This is a genomic window from Pontibacter mangrovi, from assembly GCF_006385705.1.
Classification (GTDB): Bacteria; Bacteroidota; Bacteroidia; order Cytophagales; family Hymenobacteraceae; genus Pontibacter; species Pontibacter mangrovi.
The window spans coordinates 792414-812255 of sequence record NZ_VFRQ01000001.1 but is presented as its reverse complement, the minus strand read 5'-3'; the positions used below and the strand labels follow the sequence as shown (position 1 = coordinate 812255).

Below are 19842 nucleotides of genomic sequence, written 5' to 3'. Positions count from 1 at the left end.
GCTAACAGGCTTCACCAACTCGCCTGTAAGGGACTTTCACCCTCTGGAATAATTTGATACCTTTAGTATCAAGTGCCCATACTGGGCGCACACAAGGCACATAAGTCATACTTCGGCTACGCCTCGTTCGCCTTCTGTACAAGCCGTTGGTGGTAGTTTAAAATATGAAGAAGTATAAATTGGTAGAAATCAAGGAATATGAAAAAATGCTTGAAGAGATTTCTGAATCTAAGAGCATCGACCTGGATAACTATGATTTACTTCTATACGGTGGGGGTGGGCAGAGTAAAAGCTTTTACAGAAATCTTCAGCAAAACTCAAATTGTCAAGTTCTTTGGACTGGTTGGGCGGGACCAAAATGGTCTTCCATATTTTCTTTCATACCTGGACAAGCTGGGCTTATCAAAATTTTAAATCAGCAAGCCTTTAAAGAGCTATACTATGAACTGGCAGCTTATAGTGTTTCAGAAGTATTATATGTTCCTAAATTCCTTACACCTGAGATATTAAATGAAGTAAGAAAAAAGACTTGGAAAACTAAGTTTGAATTGTTCATCGACAAGGCTCCTGAATCATTCCTGTTAACTTCAGAAGCAGATGAAGCTGTTGACGAAAAGGGGAAAGGGGTGTACTTCATTGACTATTTCTTAGGTGAAAAAGCCAGCAAAGTGTTAAAAGATATAGTAGAGAGAAAAACAAACACATAACAAGACCTATAGTGCATAAACGCACCATAGCAAAGCCGTGCATGTGAAAGTATAGAATGGAAAAAAAGAACTCCCACATATTAGCTGAAACTAACCAACTCCTGTTACTTCACGAGTGGGAAACCGCATCACTAATAAATAAGGAAAATGACTCTATTCTGTGGCAAGAAAAGTATATTGGAGACCCAACATGCGGTCTAATCGACAAGAGCAATGAATGGGCTGTTGTTGGTGGTGACCACCTGACAATTTGGATTCAAGGGAAAACATGGATTGTAAATGAACTTTCAGACATACATTCATTAAGAATAGAAAATGCTGATACTATAGAAGTTCTGATTGACCCGTGGAGTTCTAAATCAGCGGTATGGAAAGTAAATGTAAATACTCTGGAAAAATCAAAGATTAGAGATTTCAGGGAGTATAGAGACAAACCTTACACAGAAAAAGTGCACTGGTAAAAACACGTAACGCCAACAAGGTTTATACCTTATGCTTCGGCTAAAAGCCTCGCACAGAGTATACACGAACACGTTGGCATATATAGAAATGACAGAGAAAACAGGAAAAGGTCTATCAAACCCTTGGACATTCGACAATGCTGACGAGCACATGTTTTCTCTTGATAAGCAGAATAGGATTGAATATAGTGAGTTGTTAGAACTCGCAATGGGAAGCCCTTTGGCTGGGAAGTGTTACTGGTGTGGTAGCAACAAAAGAAGGTATAAGATAGGCAGTTTATGTGGAGGTCCACCAATATGGAATCCCGAAGGAAATATGGTTGCTATACCGGTTTGGAATAGGACACTCTTCAAAGGCACCATTCAGCAGCTTGTTGTAATTGATGTGATTAAATGTGAGTGGACGCTGTACAAAAGGTCTTTCCGTGTACTTGACCTAAGAAGTTTTCAGAATGAAATCATTAGCGGATATGACAGTCCAATCTATGATACTACTTCATTGCACTTCGACATCAACAGGGAAGAGATAGAGATAAGAAAGAAAATCTAAGGCTACAGGTGCCAACACAGCATAGGAAGCATGTTCTGCTAATGCCTCACCCGTTGCTTGTACGAGCCCGTAAACAATTTTTAACCATACCACAGAAGGTTAACTTTATTCTACTAAATACTATGAAAAAGTTTTTGTTACTAATTGCCGTAGCTCTTGTCGTAAGTTGTTCTACCGATGAGGAAGATTGTTGTACAATAATCGACACAGGAGTCTCAATAAAATATCTTAATGGCCAGGGAGAGAATTTGTTGGAAGTGGATGGCGGCATAGACGTTGCCGACATAAATATCTACCACAAAATAAATAACGATTGGGTAAAGTACTTTAGAGGGAATCTGGATTATCCAAAGGGATTTTATACAGTTGAACGAGAAAACGGCACTTATCTAGTTGTTTTTCCAAGTACAACTATTGGAGAAAGCGGTTATTCAGAGACAAAAATTGAATTTTCGGAAACTGATTTCGATATTCTCAAGACGGAAGTGCAGAAAAAAAATTCAAGCGAGATTGTAACTATGGTATGGTACAATGATGAATTAAAATGGGAAGGGAATCAATCAGAGAGATTAATTGAAGTCGTGAAATAGAAAACTGTTTACAATATTGCATAAAAACAATGCTCCAAACCTGCCTCAATTCGATAGTCCATTCTCGCTTGCTGCGCCTGATTGTCTTGCGGACAATCTAGCTCGCAGTGTTTTTATACGTGAGTTGCACATAAGCTAAAAAGCATCATTCCTTGAATTAGTAACTAAATGAATATTAAAAAAGATGTTGTTGTACTAACAGGAGCCGGGCAAATAGGAATGGCTATTGCCAGGCGAATGGGTTATGGAAGGAGAATTTTTGTAGCCGATTGGAAAATGGAAAATGCCGAAGCCATCGTAAAAACAATGGTAGAAGCGGGGTTTGATGCAGTTCCGATCAAGGTTGATATCTCGGATAAACAATCTGTACTACACCTAATTGACGTAGTGCGAAAAGAAGGTGAAATTTCTATGCTCATCAATGCCGCTGGTGTTTCACCAAGCCAAGCATCAATAGAGCAAATCTTTAAAGTTGATTTATATGGCACAGCACTTCTGTTGGAAGAGTTTGGGAAAGTAATAAAACAAGGAGGCACAGCAGTTACCATCTCAAGTCAATCAGGACACAGAATGCCGGCTCTGACACCTGAAGAAGACATACTTTTAGCCGTAACACCCGCTGATGATTTATTGAATTTAGAAATCTTAGAACCTCAAAAAATAAAGGACACATTGCACGCCTACCAAATGGCAAAACGCTGCAACGTAAAACGTGTGATGGCAGAATCGGTAAAATGGGGGAAAATAGGAGCAAGGGTTAACTCAATTTCACCAGGAATCATTATGACACCTTTGGCCTTAGATGAGATCAATGGGCCAAGAGGTGACTTCTACAAAAACATGTTTGCCAAAAGTCCTGCAGGACGGCCAGGGACAGCCGATGAAGTGGCAAACCTAGCAGAACTACTACTATCCGAAAAAGGGGCATTCATCACAGGTGCAGATTTTCTGATTGATGGTGGTGCAACCGCTTCTTTCTTTTACGGAGAGCTTCAACCGTAATAATGTGAGTTTTATGAGTGACGCCAGAAAGCCAGTGCATAACCTTGCAGAAGCATAATGCGGGCAAAATAGCAATAAACCGTGCTTTCTTGCTCCACTGGAAATTGAGGGCAGACAGTGAGTCGCTCCGAATCCCGCACGATGCTTATACTAGACCATTAGTAGTAAATCCGATGAGAAAAGTATGCATACTAATTACAGTACTCTTGCTCTCAGGCTGTGGCTGGATCCAAAGCAAACTCAACGAAAGAATTTTCGATTCTGAAGAGTATAAGCAGGAAGAAGCTCTGGCTTATGTTCACTTGCTTGAGCAGATAAGTGAACCATCGAGGTACTATAAAGACGATAAGCCCCGAAGGTTTTTGTTTTTCGTCAGGAAGGACAGTTTGGATGGTTTCGAAAAGACCAACGACGGCGAAGGTTACCTCTATGGAAAACTAAAAGCAAGAAAGCTCGACCTGCATGAAATCAATAAAAATGAAAACTTGAAGGTCTTAGTGGGGCCAGATACCTCAGCGACTAATAAAAATAATGAGCAGGAAGACCTGTACTGGAAATACAGGAAAGACTTTACACCAACCATCGATGTCTCCTCGCTCTCAAGAATAGCCTTTAATAAATCTTATACTAAAGGTGTATTGAGCTATTGGTATAGCTGTGGGTCATTGTGCGGGGAAGGCTGCATCTTGTACATAAAGAAAGTCAAAGGGAGGTGGGTGATAGATAAGAAAGAGTGGTGCATAAGGGCATAACAGCAAGCGGCTGTTACATATCAATTGCTAAAGGAAAGAGGCGCTTGTATGTGAGAAACTTTTTATACTTCTGAGTGACACCTCCAGCACCCTAAGCTATTCATTTCTTGCCTGATGCATTTGAATTATACTTATATTGTGGCAAAAACATATAGTCTATGAAACAACTTATACTCTTCTCACTCACTTTTTTTACATCCTCTCTTTCGTTTGCACAGATCAATTTAGAAGACTCCACAGTTCAGGTAATTGGATACTGGGATAAAAACGAAACGCAGACTTACGCTATTACAAACGAAAAGTACCGGGTTTCTGGCTCTGATACCACTAAGCGAGAGTTTGTGACCTATGAAGTAGACGTAACCATAAAAGACTCAACTGCCAACTCTTATACTATTGAGTGGCTGTATCGCCACATTGACTTAGATACTGATAATCCCTTAATTAGGAAGCTGGCTGGTATATCAGAAAACATGAAGATCCTGATAAAGACAGATGAGATGGGTGCTTTAGAAACTGTTATTAATTGGGAGGAAATACGAGACGAGGTTAAAAAGTCGACAGCAGTTTTGCGCAACGAATTTAAGCATATCCCTCAAATAGACGCGGTGGTTGATAAAGTAGATGGTATGTTTTCGACAAGGGAAGCTATCGAAGCATTGGCGATTAAAGATATCCGGCAGTTCTATACGTACCATGGTGGGAAGTATACTTTAGCGGAAGAAATCAATGGCCAATTACCGGTACCTAACAATTTGGGTGGAGATCCCTTCAACTCGGATGTAACCATTAGGCTAGACGAGATCAATGCAGAAGATAACAATTCAGTTATCTGGATGTGGCAAACAATAGACCCTGAAGCGCTGACCGACGCAACGTATGCATACCTGAAGCAAAATGCAGGGGAGACAGCTACTTTTCCTGCAAGAGCAGATTTTCCTGAAGTGCAAACCGAAATCACAACTGCAGCCCGCATACATGGCTCTGGTTGGGTAATGTATAGCAGAGAGACAAAAGAAGTGACTGCAGATGGTTCTCTTGCTTTTGAAGAGCGTACTATCGAGATAAAATAAAGTGTATAATTTTCATAAACGTGTATACAAAGGTTATTCAACATGAAAAAACGTAAACTCTTCCTCATCCTTTTCCTCCTCTCCATGCTATCCACCGATTTTGCCTTTGCACAGGACTGGGCCCAACTCAGCAAGTATAAAGCCGAAAACGCGAAGCTTAAAGCGCCGGTCCCCGGCGAGCAGCGTGTGGTGTTTATGGGCAACTCAATAACCGAGGGCTGGAGCAACCACAATCCTGAGTTCTTCGAGGGCAAGCCCTATATCAACCGCGGCATCAGCGGGCAAACAACGCCGCAGATGCTCGTGCGCTTCCGGCCCGACGTGATAGACCTGAAGCCGGCCGTGGTGGTGATATTGGCAGGCACCAACGATATTGCCGGCAACACCGGCCCCATGACGCTGGAGGAGATTATGGGCAATATTGTGTCGATGGCAGAGCTGGCCAAAGCCAATGGTATAAAAGTGGTGCTGTCGTCGGTGCTGCCGGCCTATGACTACAAGTGGAGCCCAGGCAAAGACCCGGTTACGAAAATCGCCACGCTAAACGGTATGCTGAAAAGCTACGCAGCGAAAAACAACCTGGTGTACCTGGATTACTACAGCGCCATGGCAGACGACAGAAAAGGGATGCAGGAAAAGTATACCTATGATGGCGTGCACCCGAACAAGGACGGGTATCTGGTGATGGGGCCGATGGCCGATGCTGCCATTGCCAAGGCGCTGGCGCAGGAGTAGGCGAAAGTATAAACAAGCAAAAAAGGCAGGCTAGAAATGGTTTCTAACCTGCCTTTGCAGTACTTTAAGCTTTGTCTTTTTCATCATCTTCAGACTTTTCTCTTTCTTCAGGAGGAGTGTCGGAAATGTTACCAAACTCATCCACGTAGGCGATCATGGCATCCAGGCTACCTCCGGAGGAGTTTTCCTGGCGTTCCTGCTTACGCTGCATCTTATCCTCTTTTTTCTTCTGTTTTTTCTTTTCGCGTTGTTTCTTAAGAAAGGTGTTTTGGGATCTGGCCATATATATCTTTTAAAGTTGAACAATACGCCTACGGTGCTATTACCGCCGGCACAGTATCTAATACGCAAATACCATACCGTAAGACGCTAAAAAAACAGCTACTGCAGTGTGCCAGGCAGTTTAGTTCGCCGCTCAAATGCTTAAGCCACAATAGCTGCTATAAGTATAAATCCTGATAAAAAATGGTTTCTGACGGTGCCGCAGGAAGGGAGTTACCAAGAAGCGGCAGCAGGCGAAGCTCAGAGATGAAACCAGGACGTACTGATACTGCAAAGATAGTAAAATACGGGGAGATTTGCAGGCCTGGCAGCAAGTTTCTCCGTAGCGGCAGGGCTTGGGCACCTTTCCTATGCCAGGGCCACACATATATAAAAAAGCTGTATATTTAAGCCGGCACCCCACATGGGGGCCAACATACAAAATAAACCGTATGAAGACTACTATTGCACTCATTGCGCACAATCAGCGCAAAACCGAACTCCTGAACTGGGCCAAGGTACACCGTGATGAACTCGTGAAGCACCACCTGATCGGCACGAGTAACACCTCCAAGCTGCTCAACGACATGCTGGAACTGGACGTAGAGCCCTTCGGTCACGGCCCCAGCGGCGGCGACATTCTGCTGGCTGCCAGAATTCTGCAGCACGAGGTACACAAGGTCATCTTCTTTATCGATGCCGAAACGCCGCACGGCCACGAGCACGACATCCAGACGCTGATCCGCACGGCTGTGATCAACAACATCCCGATCGCGCTGAACAGGGCCTCAGCCGACCTCATCATCATGCAAACCCCTGACGAAGTATAAATTATACTTGTTCTCCGGCCTTTCCAAAGCTGACTGCGCCTGAGCAAGTATGGCCTTTAAAAGATGCGGCCTCCCACCGGTATTAAGTAACCAGCGGGAGGCCGCATCTTTTAAATATACGCATATTTATACCCTGATGTAGATGCGGTTGCGGTCCATGATATAGCCCATCAGCCAGTGCACCAGCATGTAAGCCAGGGCAAACATCAACGAGGCAAATGCGCCCTTACCCCAACTCAGGAACCAGTTTTCGTAGATCCAGCGGCTCAGGCGCGTGTCCTCATCTACCTGGATAAAGCTAAGGGTTTTAATGATGAGGATGGACATGGAGTAGATAAAGAGCGGATTCTTACCGAATACCTCGAAAAAGTAAGTCCATTTTCTATACTTGGCTACCTCGATGATAAGCATCAGCGTGCCCAGCACAATCATCACCAGGCCAATGGTATGCAGGGTGTAAGAGCTGGTCCAGAGAGCCTTGTTTATCGGGAAAACAGTGTCCCACACCAGCGCCACTACGATCAGGGCGGCCCCGGTCAAATTCAGCTTAAACACCGTGCCCAGGTTGTTGCCGCTCTTTTGTATAAACCAACCGGCCAGGTAGCCGGCAATTACGTTTACGGCCGCCGGAAGCGTACTCAGTAGCCCCTCAGGGTCAAATGGGATGCCGTAGCCTTTGTACAGCACCTCCGGCGAGAAGAACAGCAGGTCAAACTTCAGGGCAGCGTTGCCTTCCAGCGTGTACGGGTCGGGCTTGTCGCCGAAGGCATACAGCACAGCCCAGTAGCCCAGCAGCACCACAGCACTAAAAATGATGGACCCTTTCACCTTCAGGTAGTGCACCACCAGGGAGCCGATCAGGTAAGCCAGCGCGATGCGCTGCAGCACGCCCATGATGCGGATAGTGGAAAAGTCAAACGCCTCAAGGCCGCCGCCCTCGGCGTGGGCCACAAACGGAAAAGCCCGCAGCACCAGCCCTATCAGGAAAATAATGGCCGTGCGCTTGAAAACTTTGGTCAGGAACACACGCTCCGGCTGCAGCTCGAACTTGCGCATGCTAAAGCTCATGGCATTGCCCACCGCAAATAGAAAGGCCGGGAACACCAGGTCGGTGACCGTAAAGCCGTGCCAGGGCGCGTGCCGGAGGGGCGGGTAAATCGTGCTCCAGCTACCGGGAGTGTTTACAATCACCATTAAGGCTACCGTAAGCCCCCGTAGCACATCCAGCGAGAGGTAGCGCTCGGTGGTTTTGCGGGTTAAGGGGGATGTTGCTGCGACTGCGTTTGCCATACGTGTAAGGTTTGTGGTTAGGTATAGTTTTGCACCATAAGATATAGATAAAGCGCGATATGTTAAAGTCTACACGCTAATCATTGCTAAAAAAGAAAAAGCGGCAGCCGGTTTTCGTCGGCTGCCGCTTTTGATGATGGTTTATACCTGCTCTGGCAGGCTGTGATTTGCGTTTTAAAAACCTAGTTTCTGGCGCACACGCTCCAGTACCGGGCCGGCAATGGCTTTGGCTTTCGCGGCGCCTTCCAAAAGCTTTTTGTCGAGTTCGGGCAGGTTGTTCATGTAGTAGTTAAACACTTCGCGCTCTTTGGCATACTTACCGATGATGAGCTCGTACAGCGCCTGCTTGGCGTGGCCGTAGCCGTAGCCGCCCGCCAGGTAGTTTTGCCGCATGGTTTCCACTTCCTCCGGTGATGCCAGCAGGCTGTACAGCTTAAAGGTGGTATCCTCATCCGGGTTTTTGGGTTCTTCCAGTGCCGTGCTGTCCGTCACGATGCTCATGATGGTTTTGCGCAGCGGCTTGTCGGCCTCAAATATATCGATGATGTTGCCGTAGGACTTGCTCATCTTCTCGCCGTTCACGCCCGGCACCGTCATCACCGTTTCATCTGTTTTGGCCTCCGGCAGCACAAAGGTTTCACCGTACTGATGGTTAAAGGAGCTGGCAATGTCGCGCGCGATCTCCAGGTGCTGGATCTGGTCTTTGCCCACCGGCACAAAGTTGGCGTCGTACATCAGTATGTCTGCGGCCATCAGCACCGGATAGGTAAACAGGCCGGCATTTACATCCGACAGCCCGCGGCGGGCAGATTTGTCTTTGAACGAGTGGGCGTTCGCCAGCATCGGGAACGGCGTAAAGCAGTTCAGGTACCAGGTCAACTCCGTCACCATCGGAACATCCGACTGGCGGTAGAAAATATGTTTATCGGTATCAAAGCCGAAAGCCAGCCACGAGGCGGCCACGGAGTAGGTGTTGTGCCGCAGCGTTTCCGCATCGCGGATGGTGGTCAGGGAGTGCAGGTCAGCAATAAAGTATAGCGCCTCCTGGTCAGACGTCTCAGAAAACTTGATAGCCGGAATGATGGCCCCGAGCAGGTTGCCCAAATGCGGTCTGCCTGTAGCCTGAATGCCGGTAAGGTAGCGTGCCATATAGTTGTGATAATGTTTACAACTGCAAAATAACGCTTTTTACGGAAAACACGCCTCCCCGGGCCAAAGCAAATCCAGCGGTAAGCTTAAAGTTTGCGCAGCGAGTAGTTGCCCGAGCCACCGATATCCTCCTGCCGGTTGTTCAGCAGCCTGAGTTCTCCCTCGCTCACCTGCTGGAGGTACATCAGGTCCAGGTCGCCGTTAGTAGGTATGAGTTGCAGCACCACCGCGTTAGGGTCTTGTTTGTTGCCTTTGGCCAAGAACCACTTGCCGCTGCCGGTAACGGTGCTCTTCTCTGCAGGCTTGCCTACATGGAAGAGTTTGATGGTGAAGGCGCGGCTCGGGTCTTTGGGAGAGCCCGTTAGCACCAGCTCGGTTCGGGTGCCCTTGCAGTCGGGGCAGTGCAACACGCCCCTGAACGTGCCGCTCGGCGGGGCCATGGCAACGGCTTTTGTACCCGGTTTGGCCGCGGTGGCTTTGCCTTTGGCCGGCGCTTTGGCAGAAGCGGTTTTGCTGCCGCGCCGGTTTTCTTTGATCCACTCCTTGTAGCTTTTGCCGGACTGCGCCAGTGTCTGCTGCGCGCCGAAGGTGAGGGAGAAAAGTATAAATAGTGCGAGTAATGCTTTCATAAAATGATAGGTTTATGCCTCAAGTGCAAGTAGAACATGCCATGGTGGGCCTGAAGCCAGTAATACTGTAACTGTGCGCAACGGGTAAATATTGCACACTACCATACCTTATGTAGCACAGGTTACGAATTTGGGTAGGAGAGGGGGTGAAATAAATGGTAGCAAAAATGCGCTATTTAGCGGAGGGGCAGGCTTGAAAACAGAAATGGTCAGGTAGCTTGCGTGAAGCGAGCCCTGACCATCCTGCAATTAACCATCAACAATATGTTAGGCAGCAGCGTACTGCTGTTTCTTTTTTTGCCTCAGAGAATGAAAGTTCGATAAGACGATAGCTCCCAGGATCAGTCCGACGCCAACCCACTGCACCGCCCAAACTTCCTCCTGCAGCACCAGGCTCGACATGAGCACGGCCACCGGCAATTCAGCCGCGCTAAGTATGGCGCTCAGCCCCAAACCTGTTTTCGGGATGCCGTAGGCGTAGAAAAGCGGGGGAATAACCGTGCCGAAAAGCGCCAGCAGCAGGCCCCACTTCAGCAGGCCTCCTGTAAGCGCCCCATTTACCAGGAACACCGGCGGAAACACGCTCAGCACCAACACGCAGGCACCTGTCAGGATAAGGGCGCTTTTCATAGTGGGGTGCAGGTGGTTGCCCACCGAACCATTGATCATCAAAAAGAACGTATAGCACAGGGCAGCTAGCAGGCCAAACCCAATGCCTGTTAAATTAAAGTCAGGGAGTTGTTGCGAGAAAAGACGTCCCGCCATTGCGGTACCTAGCAATACCAGCACCACCATACCCACCTGCGCGAGCGTAGGCAACTTTCGTTTCATCACGGCGTCCAGCAGCAGGCTCATCCAGGTAAACTGCATCAGCAAAAGTATGGCAATGGAGGCCGGAACCAACTGCACACACTTATAGTAGAAAATGCTGACAAGGCCGGTGCTGGTGCCCATGGCCACCAGTTTCAGGGCTTCCCTGAACGACGTGCCGTTGCTCTTGCTGCCCAGCAGCTGTCGCAACAACACGATGGTCCAAAGAATAATCAACCCAAAAAAGACCTGGGTGCCCGTTACCTCACCCAAGCCAAAACCTTCTTTATAGGCTAGCTTAACAAACGTAGAAAGTACCCCGAAACTGCACGCGCCCAAAAAAACTAAGGCCACACCTCTGAACATAACTGTCCCTCCAGTCTAAAAAATCAATCAACCAAAAAATAGCAAAGGAGGGGCCGATGCAGCCCCAAAAGAGAATGGGGAGCTGTTACAGGTCGTGTAGCTCGTAGCCTGTGATAAAAATCTGGGTATGTGCTAAATGTGCAGGCATTTTCTGTTTTGCAAGACTACAAAGATAGGGGAGGGGCAAGTATAAATGCAAGTAAAAATATTGTTGCAACTTTAAGTAACTGATTTAGAAGTAAAAACTTTATACTTCGCTTTCGTGCGCGGCTTCTTCTATCTGCCATTTGGCCTGCTGCTGCCCCAGGTAGCGGTCTATAAGGGCGTGGGCCACATAGAGCAGCGGCGTGAGCAGGATAGCGATGCAGAACTTATAGATGTAGTTGATGGCAGCCACCGACAGCACCTGGTTCATGCTCCAGTTGCCAAACAGGAAAAAGGCGATGAACAGCACCACAAACGAGTCGATGAGCTGCGAGACGAGGGTAGAGCCGGTGGCGCGCAGCCAGATTTTGCGGCTGCCGGTAAAGTGGCGCAGCCAGTGGAAAACCGTGGCATCCAGGAACTGGGAAAGCAGGAAAGCAGCCACGGAGCCGATGATAATGCCCAAACCCTGCCGGTATACGCTGTTGTAGGCAAAGTTAATGTCGAAGGGCCTGCCCTGCGCATCGGTGCTGTTCACGTCGAGCCAGAACTGCGCGGGGGGCAGCCCGGTAACGGCAGAGATAACCAGAAAGGCGTAAAGTATAAGTATAACCGTTATGATGCTTACTTTCTTAACGCCGGCCTTGCCAAAGTACTCGTTTATGATGTCGGTGGTGATGAACACGACCGGCCAGATGATGACGCCGGCAGTCAGGTTAAAATCAAGGCGCTGCCCGGCTATGGGAATTTGGGCCCCAGGCAAGCCCAGCAGTGCCTCCCCCGAAAAGATCTTTACGCCGATGAGCTCGGCCAGCAACGCGTTGGCAATAAAGATTCCGCTCAGCACCAAAAACAGGTTCATGCGCTTTCTCTCAAGTTTTTGCTGCGGAAGCTGCTCGGCCATATACTTGTGGGGTGATGTAAAAAGGTCCTGGGAGAACAAATCCCAGGACCGGGGTTATTACTTTTTAACGGACCTGAACCAGGTAAGCAGCTTCTCTTTTTCCTGGGCTGTCAGCTTGCCCTCTGGGTGCAGCAACGTATAAGAGGTAAGTGGCATTTCGCCTTCCTCAACCATTTCTATACATTCTTCGAGTTTGTGGTTGGCTTTCTTGGCCGTATAGTCGCCCCAAACCGAGAAGTTAAGGTGCTCCCGACCCTCATCAATGTGGCTCTTCAGAAACCAGGAAGCAGGCGCTACATTCGAGTACCACGGGTAAAGCGTTTCGTTGGAGTGGCAGTCGTAGCATGATTCCTTTAAGATAAGGGCTACATCTGCTGGCGGGTTGACAAGTGCTGCGAACTCTTTGGAGGGCTCTACAGGCGGATTGGTCTTATCGATGCGGATAAACTGCATCAGCACCAGGAGTACCAGTATGCCCACCAGGATGCCTTTGGCGGTAAAAGCTTTCTTCTTGCTCATGTAGGTTTAGGTTTATAGATGTAGCCGCCACAGCAGTAGGCCCTGTGGCAAAAACTAGGTTAAATATAGTAAAACTATAGTTTTATTGCCCAAACAAATCACTAATCCTCCCGCACACTAAAAATGCTGCCTTCCGTGGCCAGGTCGGTGCGCTCAAACACTTCCTGTGCCTCGTGCAGCAAAGGGCTTAGGTCTTTGTAGCGAACCGAGAAATGGCCGATAAGCAGGTGGCGAACGGCGGCACTGGCGGCAAGTTCAGCGGCCTGGCGCGCTGTGCTGTGAAAGGTATAGGCAGCGCGCTCCCGCAGGTCGTCCGTAAAGGTGGCCTCGTGGTAAAGCAGGTCCACGTGCTGCAAGTAGGGCAGTAGCTCTGGCTTGTAGCGGCTGTCGGCGCAGTAGGCATAGCTGCGGCTGCGCTTGGGCTCCAGCGTTACGTCTGCGTTGCGAACCAGCAGGGTGCCGTTTTCATCCAGGATGTCCTCGCCCCATTTCAGGCGCACGAGCTGCGGCGGGCGCAGAAAGGCGGGCAACTTATTTTTGATGAGCGGGCGTGGCTTTTGCTTTTCCCGGAACAGGAAGCCGCAGCATGGCACCCGGTGCGTCATGGGGATGGTATGCACGGTAATGCCTTTGTCTTCGAAGATCTTTTTGTAGCCGGAGGTGTCGAGCTCGTGGAAGACAAGCTTAAAGTTAAGGTTGGTGCCGGAGTACTTAAACTGTAGACTGAGTATTTCGGAGAGGCCGGGAGGGCCGAAGAGGTGCAGCGGCGCCTGGCGGCCCTGCAAGTGCATGGTAGAGAGCAAGCCTGCCAGCCCAAAGTAGTGGTCGCCGTGCAGGTGGCTGATGTAGATGTTACAAATGCGCTGATGCTTTATCTTGTAAAGCATCAGCTGCATTTGTGTTCCTTCACCGCAATCAATCAGGTGGTGCTGATTGCCAATGGTTAAAACCTGGGCGGTATGGTGTCTGTTTGCCGAGGGTGTGGCCGACGAACTACCCAGAATTCTGAGTTCAAAATCCACTGGCCGCCTCGGTGCTTAGTCTTCTTTGTTCGTCAGGTCCTGCTCAATCTCGTGCAGGAAAACGCGGTCGATGGCTTCTTCTACTGTAGGCAGAATGTTCAGCACCGACTCCAGCTTTGAGATAGAGATGAGCTTCATCACGTGGTCCTGCAACCCGGTCAGGATCAGAAGGCCGCTGGATGAGTTGCAAAGGCGGTTAGCGATCAAGATGGAGCTAAGCCCGGAGGAGTCTGTATATTTAACCTCGTTCAGGTCAAGAATCAGGTTGTTGATCCCTTCGGCATTCAATTTCACGAACTCAGACTTCAGGTCCGGTGCGATTGAAGTATCCAACTTCTTTTCATCTATCGTGATAATCGTGTAGTTTTCTTTCTTATCTATCGTGTACTTCATAGTCTACCAGTAAAGGATTTAAATGCGAATGTACCAAAATCTACTTTAACAAACTTAATTTTTGGCAGTAAAAATATTGTCAGTAATGTGTTGCTCTATGCGTTTGAGCACAGAGTCGTAAGGCTCTTTTTCAAATTTATGGCCTGTAAATACCTCGTACAGCTCTATATACCGTTCCGATATATTGTTCACCACTGCGTCCGTCATCTGGGGCACCTGCTGGCCTTCTTTTCCCTGAAACCCATGCTCGATAAGCCACTGGCGCACAAATTCTTTAGATAACTGGCGCTGCGGCTCACCTTTCTGCTGGCGCTCCTGATAGCCTTCGCTGTAGAAGTAACGCGATGAATCCGGCGTGTGTATTTCATCGATCAGGAAAACCTCACCGTTATACTTGCCGAACTCATACTTGGTGTCTACCAGGATGAGGCCGCGCTCCCGCGCCAGCTCCGTGCCCCGCTCATAAAGGGCTCTGGTATAATGCTCTAAATTAATATAATCTTGCTCAGATACAAGGCCTTTCGCTAAAATATCCTCCCTCGAAATGTCTTCATCGTGTCCCTCGTCGGCTTTGGTCGTGGGCGTGATGATGGGTGATGGCAGTTTATCGTTTTCACGCAGGCCATCAGGCAGGCTAACGCCGCATAAGGTGCGTTTGCCTGCCTTGTACTCGCGCCAGGCGTGCCCGGCCAGGTAACCGCGAATCACCATCTCTACTTTAAAAGGCTCGCAGCGATACCCGATGGTTACGTTCGGGTCCGGCGTGCTCAGCACCCAGTTGGGCACCACATCCGCGGTTGCCTTTAAGTTCAGGCCGGCAATCTGGTTCAGCACCTGGCCCTTGTAAGGTATGGCGCGCGGCAGTACCACATCAAACGCCGAGATGCGGTCGGTCGCCACAACTGCTATGCGGTCATCGAAGTAATAGACATCGCGAACTTTGCCCCTGTAAAAGCCGGTTTGCCCGGCAAAAGAGAAGTTGGTTTCTTTAATGGCCTCCATCAGGTTTAGTGTCGTTATAGGTAAGCAAAGTTAACTATATTTTAGAGGGCAGGAAAAAAAACTAAGCGTTGCCAAAAACATGGATGAATGCCGAAATATATATGCTGTAAAAGATATTGAAGTATACTAAGGGTAGGGCTTTTGGTTTTATACTATAAAACCTATAGTTTGTATCTTTACCAGATAATGTCGCTTTGCCGCTTTGCATGGCTATTGGAACAGCTAACGTGGAGCAGGGCGCTCGGCAGGAGTAAAACTGAAAAATAGAAATTGTATGGACAAGTTTTTAGAAGCCGCCTTGGAAGAGGCTCGGAAAGGCTACGCAGAGGGAGGAATACCGATAGGGTCGGTGCTGGTGCACAAGGGCCAGATTATAGGGCGCGGGCACAACAAGCGGGTGCAGCAGGGCAGCGTGGTGCTGCACGGCGAAATGGACGCCCTGGAGAATGCGGGCCGCCAGCCTGCCTCCGTTTACAGGGAGTGCGTGCTCTACACCACGCTTTCGCCCTGCCCCATGTGCTCGGGCACTATCCTGCTCTACGGCATCCCCAAAGTAGTGATAGGCGAGAACAAGACCTTTATGGGCGAAGAGCAGCTGCTGCGAGACCGCGGGGTGGAGGTGGAAGTGGCCGACAGCCAGGAGTGCATAGAACTCATGCAGCGCTTTATAAGCGAAAAGCCGGCGCTTTGGAATGAGGATATCGGCGTGTAGCGCCTGCCTACTCCGGTGTGTAGCCTAAGCGGCGGGCGCGCTTCACCCAGTTCTGGCGCGCCCACTGCTGCAGGTCCGCCACCTGGTCCAGTTCATCTATAATCTCCATGCCCAGCAGGGTCTCAATAATGTCTTCCATGCTGATCAGGCCTGCGGTGCCGCCATACTCGTCTACTACCAGCGCAATCTGCTCCTGCTGCTCCAGTAGCTTGTTAAACAGGGTGGGGATGGGCATGTGCTCGGTCACCACCTGTATTTTGCGGGCAATGGATTTCAGGGGTTTATCGCCTTCGTTGTTGATGATCTTGTAAAGCACTTCCTCCTTCAGCACAAAGCCTTTCACGTCGTCCAGGTTCTGCGAGTAGACGGGGATGCGGGAAAAGCGCAGGTCCGGGAAATCACGGAAGAAGTCTGCCATGGTCATGTCCTCCTGGGCACTCACGATCACGGTGCGTGGCGTCATGATGTGGCGCACCAGGATGTTGTTGAAGCGAAGTATGTTCTGGATGATCTGCGACTCTCCTTTTTTAAAGATACCCTGCTTGATGCCCATCTCGGCCATCGCGGTAAAATCCGCGCGACTCAGCACACTGCGCTCCTTATCGGTTTTCAGGCGCTTGGTAATGAACTGCGAAAGTATAATAATGGGGTACAGCGGCGAGTAGATCAGGATCTTGAGCGTGCGAACGGTAAAAGGCGTAAGGGCTTTCCAATAGTTGGCGCCCAGCGTTTTAGGTATGATCTCCGTGAGAATCAGGATGATGACCGTCAGCACCACCGACACCACCGTCAGGTACTCCTCGCCCCACAGCCGCTGCGCCTGCGCACCCACTCCGGCCGCCCCGATGGTGTGGGCAAAGGTATTCAGGGTAAGTATGGCGGCCAGCGGGCGGTCAATGTTGTCTTTGTAGTGTTGCAGCTCTTTTCCAAGCTCTGGTTTCTCCTTGCTCACGATGCTGACGTGGGAGGGTGTGATACTGAGCAGGGAGGCTTCGAGCAGCGAGCACAGGAAAGAAAAGAACAGGGCAATGAATAAGTATAAAAGGAGTAAACCCATGTAGTGTTTATAGTTTAGAATGATGCTGAAGTATGGCAGTGCACCTGGCGAGCGCAGCGGTTAATGCACCACACGCAGCACCGGCTCCGGCAACGGCTGGTGTGTTTCCAGGTCGGTGGTAAAGTAGCCCACCATACTTGGGCCGTAGCCCAAATTTACTTCAATAAACTTATCTTTCTCGGGTAACATCTGCACTATTTCCTGCCGTAGTTCCTCCAGGCGCTGCACCATCTCCTGCAGTTGCCCTTCCGATACCTCCGGTGTTTGGGTTGGGGTAGTGGCCGTATTCTCGGCTGCTTGCTTTACAGGCCCCTTTTGCTTTGTCAGCAGCGCTACTTCCGTTTTCCGGATGTCCTTCTCCAGGTTCAGGTATGCTTTGACTTTCTCTTCCAGCGGAACGAGCGACTCGTCCAGGTATTGTATCAGGTTTTCCATCGTATAGTTGCTTTTAGGCTTTGCAGCTGGTTTCACCCTCCCTGAAACGCATACCGGGGGCAGTAGGTTAGCGGCGCTACAGCCAATCGAACAATCTGCGCAGCGCAGGCAACCGCTTGCCGTAAGGCGGGTAGCGCAGCGGCAGGTCCAGCCAGGTGCCCCGTTTTACCACGCTTTTCTGCTGCGAAAACAGCTTAAAGCTGCTCTCGCCGTGGTAGCTGCCCATGCCGCTCTGGCCCACGCCGCCAAAGGGTAGGTTTGGGTTGATCAAATGGGAAATGGTATCGTTGATGCAGCCGCCCCCGAAGAAGCCATGCCTCAGCACCATTTCCTGTTTCTGGCTATCGGACGAGAAGAAGTATAAGGCCAGCGGCTTTTCGTGCTGCTGCACCATGTGTATGGCCTCCTGGGTGCTGCTCACGGAAATAACCGGAAGTATGGGGCCAAAGATCTCTTCCTGCATGATGGGGTGCTGCCATGTTACCTGGTCCAGCAGGGTAGGGGCAATGTAGCGTTGGCTTGGATCTGTGGTGCCGCCCGTACGAATCAGCCCGTCTTTCAGAAAATCGCTGAGGCGGTTAAAGTGCCTGTCGTTTACAATGCGCGCGTAGTCGGGGCTCTGGCTGGGGTCGGCGCCGTAGAAATTTTCAATATAGTGGCCGATAAGCTGGATCAGCTCCTCTTTTACCTGCTCGTGCACCAGCAGGTAGTCAGGGGCCACGCAGGTTTGGCCGGCATTCATAAACTTCCCCCAGGCAATGCGCCGCGCCGCCAGGCCCACGTCGGCATCTTCAGCCACAATAGCCGGGCTTTTGCCGCCTAGCTCCAGCGTAACCGGTGTCAGGTGCTCGGCAGCGGCTTTCATCACCATTTTTCCTACCTGGGTGCTGCCCGTAAAGAAAATATAGTCGAAGCGCTGGCGCAGCAGGCGTTGCGAGGTGTCCGCCCCTCCCTCCACAACTGCAATGTATTCCTCGCTGAAGTGCTCCCGGATCAGGCTCGAAACCACTGCCGAGGTGTTGGGGGTAAGCTCAGAGGGTTTGATCACGGCGCAGTTGCCGGCGGCAATGGCCCCGATAAGCGGGTTGATGAGCAGCTGAAAAGGGTAGTTCCAGGGGCCGATGATGAGCACGACGCCATAGGGGTCGGAGTAGATGTAGCTGCGGGCCGGGAAGTTAAGCAGGGTCTCCTTTACCCGCTGCGGCTTTGCCCACCTGTACAGCTTTTTCAGAGCCAGCTTCAGTTCCAACTCCACAAAGCCGATCTCGGTGGTATAGGCCTCCATCTCCGGTTTATGGAAGTCGGTGTACATGGCATCCAGCAGGTCCTGCTCATACTTGCGGATGGCATACTGCAGCTCCCGCAGCTGCTCTTTCCGGAAACGGATGTCTAAGGTATGGCCGGAGCCGAAGAACCGCCTTTGTTTTTGCAGGATCTCCTGCACCCGCCGCTCTCCTGTCTCGGGCTGTGAAGCGGCTGTATCGGTAGGGTTAACGGTGGGCATAGCGATGCGTTAAGAAGTGTGAGGGTTACCTGGAACAGCCTCCGGAGCAGGGCGCCCTGCAAAGTGGTCCATAGAGGTGTATACGTTAAAGCCGCGTCCTACGATCTTATCGAAGAGCCGGGTTGGTAAAAGGCCGCGAAGTAGGGGTAGCAGGTGCACAATGGAGGGGCTACGAAGTATGATGCCGTTTTTTTCAACGGCATCCAGTATGCTTTTAACAATTTTTTCGGGCTTTAGAATGGGAGTGAGAAATGGCGCCGTAACGCCGGCAAACATACCGGTATCGATGTAGCTCGGGGTAACGGTGGTAACGTGCAGGTCCTTGTGCAAGTCCTCCAGCTCCAGCCGCAGGCTCTCCGACCAGCCCAGCACTGCCCATTTGCTGGCAGCGTACACGCTCATGCGCGGGTTGGGCAGCAGGCCGGCAGCCGAGGAGATATTGACGATGTGCCCGCTCCCCCGCGCGATCATGCCGGGTAAAAAAGCCTTGGCTACAGCCATGACGCCCAGGGTGTTCACGTTCAGGGTTCGCCGGATTTCTTCGTAGCTGTGCTCCTCAAAGCGCTTGCCTACTACTACGCCGGCATTGTTGAACAGAATGTGCGGCACGCCCGACTGACCGATCACCTCCTGCGCCGCCGCCTCCACCTCCGCCGTGTCAGACACGTCTACGGCCATGCCTGTCGCCCGATAGCCGGCTTGCTGCAGCGCTTGTGTAACCTCCTGCAGGGCTTTAGAGTTATTGTCCCAGATGATGAGGTGGCTGGCCCCGCGCTGCAGGCAGCCTTCTGCCATCAGCTTTCCGATGCCGGAGGCGCCCCCTGTTACCAAAACAATAGCTTGGCGGATGTGTGTCATGTGCTGTGGAGGTTGTTGTAACGGTAAAAAGGCTCCATAAAATGTATCTGATTTAAAGTATAAATCAAAGTAGAGGCAACATTTTTT

General features: G+C 50.0%; 24 protein-coding genes. 10 read left to right on the top strand and 14 right to left on the bottom strand.

Translation table 11 applies throughout. The features are described 5' to 3' along the window. Positions 1 to 164: 164 nt before the first annotated feature. From FJM65_RS03495 to FJM65_RS03460, 8 genes are all read left to right on the top strand, one after another. Entirely contained in the window at positions 165 to 707 is a 543-nt protein-coding gene (locus FJM65_RS03495) for a hypothetical protein (RefSeq protein ID WP_140619439.1), read from the top strand. Positions 708 to 763: 56 nt separating this feature from the next. Next, the gene (locus tag FJM65_RS03490) at positions 764 to 1168 is read left to right on the top strand and encodes a hypothetical protein (RefSeq protein WP_140619437.1); all 405 of its coding nucleotides are present in this window, start codon (positions 764 to 766) and stop codon (positions 1166 to 1168) included. An 88-nt stretch (positions 1169 to 1256) separates the two neighbouring features. Continuing rightward, entirely contained in the window at positions 1257 to 1718 is a 462-nt protein-coding gene (locus FJM65_RS03485) for a hypothetical protein (RefSeq protein WP_140619435.1), read from the top strand. A 122-nt stretch (positions 1719 to 1840) separates the two neighbouring features. Next, on the top strand, positions 1841 to 2308 hold the full coding sequence (locus tag FJM65_RS03480; RefSeq protein WP_140619433.1) for a hypothetical protein: 468 nt from the start codon (positions 1841 to 1843) through the stop codon (positions 2306 to 2308). Between the two features lie 168 nt (positions 2309 to 2476). Beyond that, the gene (locus FJM65_RS03475) at positions 2477 to 3310 is read left to right on the top strand and encodes an SDR family oxidoreductase (RefSeq protein ID WP_219855937.1); all 834 of its coding nucleotides are present in this window, start codon (positions 2477 to 2479) and stop codon (positions 3308 to 3310) included. A gap of 44 nt (positions 3311 to 3354) precedes the next feature. Next, on the top strand, positions 3355 to 4062 hold the full coding sequence (locus tag FJM65_RS03470) for a hypothetical protein (RefSeq protein ID WP_181163626.1): 708 nt from the start codon (positions 3355 to 3357) through the stop codon (positions 4060 to 4062). Positions 4063 to 4220: 158 nt separating this feature from the next. Next, complete coding sequence (locus FJM65_RS03465) at positions 4221 to 5135, top strand: hypothetical protein (protein ID WP_140619429.1); 915 nt, start codon at positions 4221 to 4223, stop codon at positions 5133 to 5135. Positions 5136 to 5177: 42 nt separating this feature from the next. Continuing rightward, positions 5178 to 5870, top strand: a complete 693-nt coding sequence (locus FJM65_RS03460) for an SGNH/GDSL hydrolase family protein (protein ID WP_140619427.1) — start codon at positions 5178 to 5180, stop codon at positions 5868 to 5870. Positions 5871 to 5934: 64 nt separating this feature from the next. On the opposite strand, the gene FJM65_RS03455 is transcribed toward FJM65_RS03460, so the two are convergent. Further along, on the bottom strand, positions 5935 to 6153 hold the full coding sequence (locus tag FJM65_RS03455; RefSeq protein ID WP_140619425.1) for a cold-shock protein: 219 nt from the start codon (positions 6151 to 6153) through the stop codon (positions 5935 to 5937). Positions 6154 to 6583: 430 nt separating this feature from the next. Between FJM65_RS03455 and FJM65_RS03450 the strand changes: the two genes are divergently transcribed. Next, the gene (locus FJM65_RS03450) at positions 6584 to 6961 is read left to right on the top strand and encodes a methylglyoxal synthase (protein ID WP_140619423.1); all 378 of its coding nucleotides are present in this window, start codon (positions 6584 to 6586) and stop codon (positions 6959 to 6961) included. A gap of 126 nt (positions 6962 to 7087) precedes the next feature. On the opposite strand, the gene FJM65_RS03445 is transcribed toward FJM65_RS03450, so the two are convergent. The 9 genes from FJM65_RS03445 to FJM65_RS03405 all read right to left on the bottom strand — a co-directional run bounded on the left by FJM65_RS03445 (position 7088) and on the right by FJM65_RS03405 (position 15189). After that, positions 7088 to 8251, bottom strand: a complete 1164-nt coding sequence (locus FJM65_RS03445) for an acyltransferase family protein (RefSeq protein ID WP_140619421.1) — start codon at positions 8249 to 8251, stop codon at positions 7088 to 7090. 174 nt (positions 8252 to 8425) lie between these two features. Next, entirely contained in the window at positions 8426 to 9400 is a 975-nt protein-coding gene (gene trpS, locus FJM65_RS03440; protein ID WP_140619419.1) for a tryptophan--tRNA ligase, read from the bottom strand. An 86-nt stretch (positions 9401 to 9486) separates the two neighbouring features. Continuing rightward, positions 9487 to 10029 (bottom strand): copper resistance protein NlpE N-terminal domain-containing protein, encoded by a 543-nt coding sequence (locus FJM65_RS03435; protein ID WP_140619417.1) that lies wholly within the window; start codon positions 10027 to 10029, stop codon positions 9487 to 9489. A gap of 267 nt (positions 10030 to 10296) precedes the next feature. After that, positions 10297 to 11205 carry an EamA family transporter gene (locus FJM65_RS03430; RefSeq protein WP_140619414.1) on the bottom strand — a complete coding sequence of 303 codons (909 nt, stop codon included), beginning with the start codon at positions 11203 to 11205 and terminating at the stop codon, positions 10297 to 10299. 247 nt (positions 11206 to 11452) lie between these two features. Beyond that, a complete protein-coding gene (locus FJM65_RS03425; RefSeq protein WP_239022807.1) occupies positions 11453 to 12211 on the bottom strand; it encodes a queuosine precursor transporter in 759 nt (252 codons plus the stop codon). A 99-nt stretch (positions 12212 to 12310) separates the two neighbouring features. Further along, positions 12311 to 12772: a heme-binding domain-containing protein gene (locus tag FJM65_RS03420; protein ID WP_140619410.1), complete on the bottom strand. Its 462-nt coding sequence runs from the start codon at positions 12770 to 12772 to the stop codon at positions 12311 to 12313. 101 nt (positions 12773 to 12873) lie between these two features. After that, entirely contained in the window at positions 12874 to 13794 is a 921-nt protein-coding gene (locus FJM65_RS03415; RefSeq protein ID WP_140619408.1) for a ribonuclease Z, read from the bottom strand. Between the two features lie 15 nt (positions 13795 to 13809). Then, positions 13810 to 14187, bottom strand: a complete 378-nt coding sequence (locus FJM65_RS03410) for an STAS domain-containing protein (protein WP_140619406.1) — start codon at positions 14185 to 14187, stop codon at positions 13810 to 13812. A gap of 54 nt (positions 14188 to 14241) precedes the next feature. Beyond that, the gene (locus FJM65_RS03405; protein ID WP_140619404.1) at positions 14242 to 15189 is read right to left on the bottom strand and encodes a phosphoribosylaminoimidazolesuccinocarboxamide synthase; all 948 of its coding nucleotides are present in this window, start codon (positions 15187 to 15189) and stop codon (positions 14242 to 14244) included. A gap of 274 nt (positions 15190 to 15463) precedes the next feature. Between FJM65_RS03405 and FJM65_RS03400 the strand changes: the two genes are divergently transcribed. Next, positions 15464 to 15901, top strand: a complete 438-nt coding sequence (locus tag FJM65_RS03400; RefSeq protein WP_140619402.1) for a nucleoside deaminase — start codon at positions 15464 to 15466, stop codon at positions 15899 to 15901. A 7-nt stretch (positions 15902 to 15908) separates the two neighbouring features. Here the strand turns inward: FJM65_RS03400 and FJM65_RS03395 are convergent, their stop codons facing one another. The 4 genes from FJM65_RS03395 to FJM65_RS03380 form a co-directional block, all read right to left on the bottom strand. Next, positions 15909 to 16958, bottom strand: a complete 1050-nt coding sequence (locus tag FJM65_RS03395) for a CNNM domain-containing protein (protein ID WP_140619400.1) — start codon at positions 16956 to 16958, stop codon at positions 15909 to 15911. Between the two features lie 60 nt (positions 16959 to 17018). Continuing rightward, positions 17019 to 17393 (bottom strand): hypothetical protein, encoded by a 375-nt coding sequence (locus tag FJM65_RS03390; protein ID WP_140619398.1) that lies wholly within the window; start codon positions 17391 to 17393, stop codon positions 17019 to 17021. 76 nt (positions 17394 to 17469) lie between these two features. Then, positions 17470 to 18897, bottom strand: coding sequence for an aldehyde dehydrogenase (locus FJM65_RS03385; RefSeq protein WP_140619395.1), 1428 nt, complete (start codon positions 18895 to 18897; stop codon positions 17470 to 17472). A 9-nt stretch (positions 18898 to 18906) separates the two neighbouring features. Further along, the gene (locus tag FJM65_RS03380; protein WP_140619393.1) at positions 18907 to 19755 is read right to left on the bottom strand and encodes an SDR family NAD(P)-dependent oxidoreductase; all 849 of its coding nucleotides are present in this window, start codon (positions 19753 to 19755) and stop codon (positions 18907 to 18909) included. Positions 19756 to 19842: the final 87 nt, after the last annotated feature.